Raw genomic sequence first — 7515 nt, forward strand, 5'->3', positions numbered from 1 at the left:
GGAACCTCCTGTCTACCTCGCTCATCGCCCAACACGGGCACGATTTCAAGCCGAGACAAACCGCAAAACGGGTGCTAGCGTGCCGCCATGAAAGTGACGCGCAATTCCTCTAACCAGTTGATCCTTTCCGATACCCCTTGGTTTATCGGCATCATGCTGGTCTTCTTCATTCTGGCATTTGTCGGCGCAGGCCTGTTCTTGGCCAGCGAAGGCGGTGAGGGCATCTTGTTCGGCATCTTCTTTGCACTGTTCGGCGGCGGAATGGGCGTCGGCGCATTCTGCGCCTTTGTGCGCCGTGTTCAGGTCATCCTGGACCGAAGCCAAGATCGCATCATGATCCGCAGGCAGTCGGTCTTTGGCTATGATACTGTCGAGCATGTGCTTTCAAACCTATCCCATGCGGAGATTGAAAGCACGATATCTAGAAGCGACAAGGGGTCATCCACCCTCTATCGCCCTGTGCTAATATTGGACAAGGGGATGAGCGCGGGACGTCATCCCATCGTCGAAGCGTTCTCGAACGGTCGTGGTGCGCATCGGCTGGTTGATGCGGTCAATAACTGGCTTCCTGCGCGCAAGGTTGACACCGCTAGCCGTTCAGCTTAAATCCCTGCCCAACATCCGGAAGCCTCAGATCTTCCGGTCCCTTGAGTCGTTCAGGGATCGCCCCCCACCAGCGAGTTTCGCCCGTGGGGGCAATTCCTTTTGGCAGGCTTGCACGTTTATCCGTGCGTGCGAGGGAAATTGCGAATTTAACCGGTGCTTCCTAGATAGGTGGTGCCACATCAAAACTGGCTAAGGAGGCCGCAGGCATGTTTGAAAATCTATCCGAACGCCTCTCTGGCGTCTTTGACCGGCTGACCAAACAGGGTGCGCTGTCTGAAGAGGACGTCAAGACCGCCCTGCGCGAAGTACGGGTTGCCTTGCTTGAGGCTGACGTCTCGCTGCCGGTCGCGCGGGAATTCGTCAAGAAGGTACAGGATCAGGCCACCGGACAAGCGGTGACCAAGTCGATCACCCCCGGCCAGCAGGTCGTCAAGATCGTGCATGACACGTTGGTTGACGTGCTGCGCGGTGAGGATGATCCCGGTGCGTTGAAAATCGACAACCCGCCTGCCCCGATCTTGATGGTCGGTCTGCAAGGTTCGGGTAAGACTACGACAACCGGTAAGCTTGCCAAACGGTTGAAAGAGAAAGAGGGCAAGAAGGTCCTAATGGCCTCGCTGGATGTTTATCGCCCGGCGGCGATGGATCAGCTGGCCGTTCTGGGCACGCAGGTCGGCGTCGATACGCTGCCGATTGTTCCCGGCCAGAAGCCCGTCGACATCGCCAAACGCGCCAAGCAGCAAGCGACGCTGGGTGGCTATGACGTCTATATGCTCGATACCGCGGGCCGTCTGCACATCGACGAAGTGCTGATGAACGAGGTCGAGCAGGTTCGCAACGCGGTCGACCCGCGCGAAACCCTGCTGGTCGTCGACGGTCTGACCGGTCAGGTCGCCGTTGAGGTCGCCGAGGAATTCGAAGCCAAGGTCGGTATCTCGGGCGTGGTTCTGACCCGGATGGATGGCGACGGGCGCGGCGGTGCGGCGCTGTCGATGCGCGCGGTCACCGGCAAACCGATCCGCTTTGTGGGCTTGGGCGAAAAGATGGACGCGCTTGAGACGTTCGAGCCGGACCGGATTGCAGGACGTATTCTGGGAATGGGCGACATCGTTGCCTTGGTCGAAAAGGCCCAGGAAACGATGGAGATCGAACAGACCGAGCGCATGATGAAGCGCATGGTCAAAGGTCAGTTCAACATGAACGACCTGAAGATGCAGCTGGAACAGATGATCCAGATGGGCGGCATGCAAGGCATGATGGGCATGATGCCCGGCATGGGCAAGATGGCCAAACAGGTCGAAGAATCGGGCATGGATGATAAGGTGCTCAAGCGCCAGATCGCCTTGATCCAATCCATGACCAAGCGTGAACGCGCCAACCCGCAACTGCTGCAAGCCAGCCGCAAGAAACGTATCGCGGCGGGTTCCGGTATGGAGGTCAGCGACCTCAACAAGCTGCTGAAAATGCACCGGCAGATGTCGGACATGATGAAGAAGATGGGCAAGATGGGCAAAGGCAAGATGCTGAAACAGGCCATGAAGGGCATGTTTGGCAAAGGCGGCCCCTCGCCAGAAGACATGGCGGCAGGCATGGACCCCAAAGCGCTGGAGCAGGCGGCCAAAGCGATGGGTGGCAAGATGCCCGGAATGGGCGGAGGCATGGCCCTGCCTCCGGGCCTCAGCGGATTTGGCAAAAAGAAGTAAATGACCGCCGCTGCACCTCATATCCCTCGGCTTGAGACTGACCGCCTGATCCTGCGCGCCCCGTGCGAGGACGATTTCAGCGCGCTGGAAGCATTCTTTGCCAGTGACGCATCGAAATTCGTCGGCGGTCCCAAGCGTGCGGATGAGACATGGCGGACACTTGCCCTACTGCTGGGTCACTGGACCCTTCGCGGCTATGGGTATTGGGCGGTAGAGGAAAAAGGCGCCGGCAAATACATCGGCCATGTAGGGCTGTGGTTTCCGCATAGCTGGCCTGAGCCGGAAATCGGCTGGACACTGATGAGCAGCGCAACAGGCAAAGGATACGCGACCGAGGCGGCGCTCGCAGCACGGACATATGCCTATGACGTACTGGGCTGGGATACTGCTATTTCTCTGATCGACCCCGACAATCTGGCGAGCAGAGCCGTGGCCGAACGATTGGGTGCGCGGTTTGACAGCATCTATAAACACCCGGCCTATGGCGAGATGCAGGTTTGGCGGCACCCGGCTCCATCAGACCTTGAGAACGGTGGAGTGGAGGCATACGCATGACGACGTTCTCCATCCCGATCATCGAAACTGAACGCCTTGTTCTGCGGGCCCCGCATGTGGATGACCTGCCTGAGTTGACTGCCTTCTATGCATCCGAGCGCAGCCATATGGTTGGCGGTCCGCGGGATCATGTGGGCAGCTGGAGCTCTCTGGCAACACGTCTGGGTCACTGGGCGCTGAAAGGCTACGGCCTTTGGCATCTGACCGAGAAATCCAGCGGTCGCTTTGTTGGCGGGGTTGGCATCATTGATGTACCTGGCTGGGACGAACCCGAACTCGGCTGGACCCTGATGGAAGGGGCGGAAGGCAAAGGTCTGGCTTTCGAGGCAGCCCTTGCAGCTCGCGACTATGCTGCACGCCAACAGGGTTTGAATGGCGTCATCAGCTATATCGCGCATGAAAACACGCGCTCTCGTGCCTTGGCCGAGCGTATGGGGGCTAGCTTCGAGCGCGAAGGCGAAGTGATGGGCAAGCCCTGCCAGGTCTGGCGCCATCCCACGCTCGATTTATCCGAACCTGCTTTGACCACCGAAAGGACCGGCCAATGACCAATCCCGTGACTCAGGCTGCCGCGTTGCTCAAGGACCACCGCGAAAGCATCGATCGCTTGGACGCGATTCTGGTTTACACACTGGGCGAGCGGTTCAAGCACACACAAGCCGTTGGCAAACTGAAAGCGGCACACGACCTTCCCCCGTCCGATCCCACGCGCGAAGCTGCGCAGATCGCACGGTTAGAAGACCTGGCGAAAGAGGCCGATCTTGACCCCGATTTCGCCAAGGCTTTTCTGAATTTCATCATTCAGGAAGTCATCCGACACCATAAGAAACACCAGAATTGACCGGGCCGTTCCCGGCACACGCCATCTAAAGGAGATACCACCATGGCAATGAAAATTCGTCTCGCCCGCGGCGGCTCGAAAAAGCGTCCCTTCTACCGCATCGTGGCTGCCGACAGCCGCATGCCGCGCGACGGCCGTTTCATCGAAAAGCTGGGCACCTACAACCCGCTGCTGCCGAAAGACAACGAAGAGCGCGTTAAAATGGACATGGAGCGCATCCAGTACTGGCTGGACCAGGGCGCCCAGCCCACCGACCGGATCGCCCGCATGCTGGAAGCAGCCGGCGCCAAGGAAAAAGCTGAGCGTAGCAACCCCAACAAGGGTACCCCGGGCAAGAAAGCTCAGGAACGCGCGGAAGAAAAAGCTGCAAAGGCCGCTGAAGCTGCCGAAGCTGCTGCTGCGCCTGCTGAAGAAGCAGCAGAAGAGTAAGCAGGGCGGCGCGTGCGGGATCAGACCTTTACCGACGATTTTCGCGCGCAGTTCGATCTGTTGTTGCGGCTCCGGCGCGATGTGCGCCGGTTTCGCGACGAAGCTGTGGACGAGGCAGTGCTGACGCGCTGCCTCGACGCATTTCGACTGGCGCCGTCTGTTGGGCTCAGCGAGCCTTGGCGTGTGGTCCGAGTCGAAAGTACCGCCGCGCGTGAGGCTGCGCTAAAGAACTTTCAGGCGGCGAATGCCCAGGCCCTAAAGGGATACTCGGGCGACAATGCGCAGCTCTACAGTCAGCTGAAACTGACGGGAATGCAGGAAGCACCGGTGCAGCTGGCCGTGTTCTGCGACGATTCCACCGACAAGGGGCGCGGTTTGGGTGCAGGTTCGATGCCCGAGATGCGGCGCTATTCCGTGGTCTCGGCTGTCACGCTGTTCTGGCTTGCGCTGCGGGCCGAAGGGATGGGTTTGGGATGGGTGTCTATTCTGGACCCAGAACAAATGGCGCGTGATCTGAACGTGTCGGATAGCTGGCGGTTGATCGGTTACTTCTGTGTCGGATGGCCCGAGAAGCACTCGGAAACCCCCGAGTTGCAGCAATCTGGCTGGGAATTCCGCGACGACAACCTGCTTGTGGAGGTACGATAGACATATGTTCGGACTATTACGGCTTCCTATCCTGTTGATGATCGCCTTTATTGTGGGCGTGTTTTTCGAACGCTCGAACCAGCGCGAAGCGTGTGAGGCACGCGGGTTATGGCAAGACGGGCTATGTGTGACGGTGGATGGACCAAATGAATGACCTGATCTGCGTAGGAAGTGTTGCGGGCTCATACGGGGTGCGCGGCGAAGTGCGCCTGAAAAGCTATTGCGCGATCCCTGAGGATATCGAAGCCTATTCGCCGCTGACGGATGAGCAGGGCGCGGAACGCTATCCGCTGGTCCTGACTCGTCCGATCAAGAATGGCTTTGCCGCCAGATTGGGCGGAGTTGAAACCAAGGAACAGGCAGATGACCTGAAGGGGCTGCGCCTGTTTGCGCGGCGCGATCAGTTGCCTTCGCTACCTGATGACGAGTTCTACCACACAGATCTGATCGGGCTTGCGGTCTATGACACAGGGGGCGCGTTGCTGGGTCAGGTTAAATCTGTCCAGAACCACGGTGCAGCGGACCTGTTGGAATTGCACGGGCCGGGCCTGAATGCCACTGTTTTGCTACCGTTCACACTCGAGTCGGTTCCAACAGTTGATCTGGAACAGGGCCGCATCGTCGCCGACCCGCCCGAAGGGCTGATCTGATGCGTCGGGTCCTGCTGCATCTGGGCCTGCACAAAACTGGCACAACAGCAGCGCAATCCTTCCTCTATGAAAATCGCGAGCTGATTTGGCCGCATTTTGCGCTGGTCCTACCGTATCGCACCCGCAATTCCGGCCTGTCCCGCGCGGCCACCAACCATTCCGTCTATGGAACAGTGGGAACCCTCTCCGAGTTTGGCAGTCAGTTGCGCGAATTTCTGGACAGCCTGGATTTCGGCGACAAGCGGGGACTGATCCTGAGCGAAGAAAACTTCGCCGGCCTCAGGCCCAGCCGCAATATCGACCAAGGCTATGCTGCGGCCCCCGATCTGGCTGCCTGTCTGGTGGATTCAATTCGCCAGCGATTTTCAGGGCAAGAGGTTGAGATCACGATATACCTGTCTCTGCGCCAGCGCGGAGGCTGGTTGCGCAGCCTGTGGGCACATGATCTGGAACGGATGCGACAGGTTTTTGACTTTGAAACCTTTCGCGACAACCTGGACCACCTGCCCCCGCTGCAAGACACCGTCAGCCGCATCAAGGAAAAGCTGCCTTCCGTCTCTGTTACGACTGAATGGCTGGAAGATTTGCAACTGCGACGGCTTGGACCTGGCGACCCCTTTGCCGAATTTATGGACCTGTCGCGTGAAAAGGCCAACCTTCTGGTGCCTCCGACTCAGGTCAATACCCGGCTCCCCGAAGACGTCCTGTCCGAGTTGCTGGAACTGAACCGTTCGCGCCTGGACGAAGCGGCTCTGGTTGCGCAAAAGACTGCCGTGATTGAACGCGCGCAGACAGACCTGATTGGTACATCATGACTGATACGTCCCCGAAATCTCATGGTCGCAAGGCGATCCGTCCTACGCTGAAACCGCGCGAACTGCTTACGCCCACGCCCGATTTGCATGGGGTGTGGAAGGCCAAGATCATCACCTTGTTTCCGTCGGCCTTTCCCGGAGTTCTTGGCGAAAGCCTGACTGGAAAAGCCCTGCAAGAAGGGTTGTGGCAGCTGGAAACCGTTGACCTGCGTCAGTTCGGTGTCGGCAAGCATCGCAATGTGGACGACACCCCGGCCGGCGGCGGAGCGGGGATGGTGTTGCGCTCAGATGTATTGGGCGAAGCAATCGAGCACACGATGACCGAGGCGCAAGGAAACTGGCCTCTGATCTACCTTAGCCCGCGCGGTCGCCGCATGGACCAGTGCATGATGCAGAACCTCGCGCGCTGTAATGGCATGACCCTGCTATGTGGGCGGTTTGAAGGTGTTGATGAACGGGTGCTGGAGCATTACGGCGTCCAAGAGGTCTCGCTAGGGGATTTCGTGATGACCGGAGGCGAGATTGCCGCGCAAGCGCTGATCGACGCCACGGTGCGTCTGATCCCCGGCGTTCTGGGCAATCAGGCCTCGGCCGAAGAAGAGAGTTTTTCGTCGGGCCTGCTTGAGCACCCCCAGTACACCCGCCCGGCCGAATGGAAAGGCCGCCCAATCCCCGAGATTTTGATGTCAGGCCATCATGGTCGCATCGCCGAATGGCGTCACGATATGTCCGAACAGATCACCCGCGAACGGCGACCCGATCTGTGGGAGGCCTATCTGGGTGAACAGGAAGAGACGTCTGACTGACATCCCCCGTGTGACATGAGCCCCGCAGCTGAGCGGTCCCGGTTGCAGAATTATTCGGGGGGGAAAAGCGCGAATGCAGGCTTGATCACTTCGTCGTGGGCGACACCATCGAAACCTATGGGGTGCCCAAAGTCTAAGGGCTACCAGATTTCCAGCGCGCCCAGATTTCCGGTGGCCCGTTGAAGACATTGATATCAACCCTCCCCTGAACACCGGGCACCAGCCCGGTGCCGGTGTATTGCCAGAGCCGCCACACCGCTTTGGGATACACATTTCGCGGATGACCGGCGACCGAACGCAACCAGAACTCGGTCTTGGGCAGCCGCCCGATATTCGTATCACCATAGAAATCCACCGTCGTATAGACGATCGGACGGCGCCCATAGTGGCGTTCGAGGATATCCAGGAACCGTTGAGCCTCGGCCCGGACCGTCGCACCATCGGGGCGCAGGGTGCAGGTCT

Annotated in this window: 12 protein-coding genes; 11 read left to right on the top strand and 1 reads right to left on the bottom strand. The window is 59.1% G+C overall.

Going from position 1 to position 7515, the window contains the following annotated elements; translation table 11 throughout:
* Positions 1 to 87: 87 nt before the first annotated feature.
* The 11 genes from AC2FJ5_RS19650 to trmD all read left to right on the top strand — a co-directional run bounded on the left by AC2FJ5_RS19650 (position 88) and on the right by trmD (position 7053).
* Entirely contained in the window at positions 88 to 606 is a 519-nt protein-coding gene (locus tag AC2FJ5_RS19650) for a hypothetical protein (protein WP_496794355.1), read from the top strand.
* A gap of 206 nt (positions 607 to 812) precedes the next feature.
* Positions 813 to 2309 carry a signal recognition particle protein gene (ffh, locus tag AC2FJ5_RS19655; protein ID WP_281995861.1) on the top strand — a complete coding sequence of 499 codons (1497 nt, stop codon included), beginning with the start codon at positions 813 to 815 and terminating at the stop codon, positions 2307 to 2309.
* Entirely contained in the window at positions 2310 to 2864 is a 555-nt protein-coding gene (locus tag AC2FJ5_RS19660; RefSeq protein WP_496794356.1) for a GNAT family N-acetyltransferase, read from the top strand. It abuts the gene before it with no gap.
* Positions 2861 to 3412 (top strand): GNAT family N-acetyltransferase, encoded by a 552-nt coding sequence (locus tag AC2FJ5_RS19665; protein ID WP_496794357.1) that lies wholly within the window; start codon positions 2861 to 2863, stop codon positions 3410 to 3412. Before AC2FJ5_RS19660 ends, AC2FJ5_RS19665 begins: the two co-directional genes overlap by 4 nt.
* Positions 3409 to 3705, top strand: a complete 297-nt coding sequence (locus AC2FJ5_RS19670; RefSeq protein WP_142639150.1) for a chorismate mutase — start codon at positions 3409 to 3411, stop codon at positions 3703 to 3705. The genes AC2FJ5_RS19665 and AC2FJ5_RS19670 overlap by 4 nt, the downstream gene beginning before the upstream one ends.
* Positions 3706 to 3747: 42 nt before the next feature.
* Entirely contained in the window at positions 3748 to 4134 is a 387-nt protein-coding gene (gene rpsP / locus AC2FJ5_RS19675; RefSeq protein ID WP_496794358.1) for a 30S ribosomal protein S16, read from the top strand.
* A 12-nt stretch (positions 4135 to 4146) separates the two neighbouring features.
* Complete coding sequence (bluB, locus tag AC2FJ5_RS19680; protein WP_496794359.1) at positions 4147 to 4782, top strand: 5,6-dimethylbenzimidazole synthase; 636 nt, start codon at positions 4147 to 4149, stop codon at positions 4780 to 4782.
* A gap of 4 nt (positions 4783 to 4786) precedes the next feature.
* Positions 4787 to 4936: a hypothetical protein gene (locus AC2FJ5_RS19685; protein WP_185956731.1), complete on the top strand. Its 150-nt coding sequence runs from the start codon at positions 4787 to 4789 to the stop codon at positions 4934 to 4936.
* Entirely contained in the window at positions 4929 to 5432 is a 504-nt protein-coding gene (rimM, locus tag AC2FJ5_RS19690) for a ribosome maturation factor RimM (protein ID WP_142639298.1), read from the top strand. The genes AC2FJ5_RS19685 and rimM overlap by 8 nt, the downstream gene beginning before the upstream one ends.
* Complete coding sequence (locus AC2FJ5_RS19695) at positions 5432 to 6247, top strand: hypothetical protein (protein WP_496790014.1); 816 nt, start codon at positions 5432 to 5434, stop codon at positions 6245 to 6247. Before rimM ends, AC2FJ5_RS19695 begins: the two co-directional genes overlap by 1 nt.
* A complete protein-coding gene (trmD, locus tag AC2FJ5_RS19700; protein ID WP_496794360.1) occupies positions 6244 to 7053 on the top strand; it encodes a tRNA (guanosine(37)-N1)-methyltransferase TrmD in 810 nt (269 codons plus the stop codon). Before AC2FJ5_RS19695 ends, trmD begins: the two co-directional genes overlap by 4 nt.
* A 133-nt stretch (positions 7054 to 7186) precedes the next feature.
* On the opposite strand, the gene AC2FJ5_RS19705 is transcribed toward trmD, so the two are convergent.
* A partial coding sequence (locus tag AC2FJ5_RS19705; RefSeq protein ID WP_496794361.1) for a GH25 family lysozyme occupies positions 7187 to 7515 on the bottom strand: 329 nt, incomplete at its 5' end.

The sequence above is a fragment of the Ruegeria sp. CDSA221 genome (assembly GCF_059611825.1).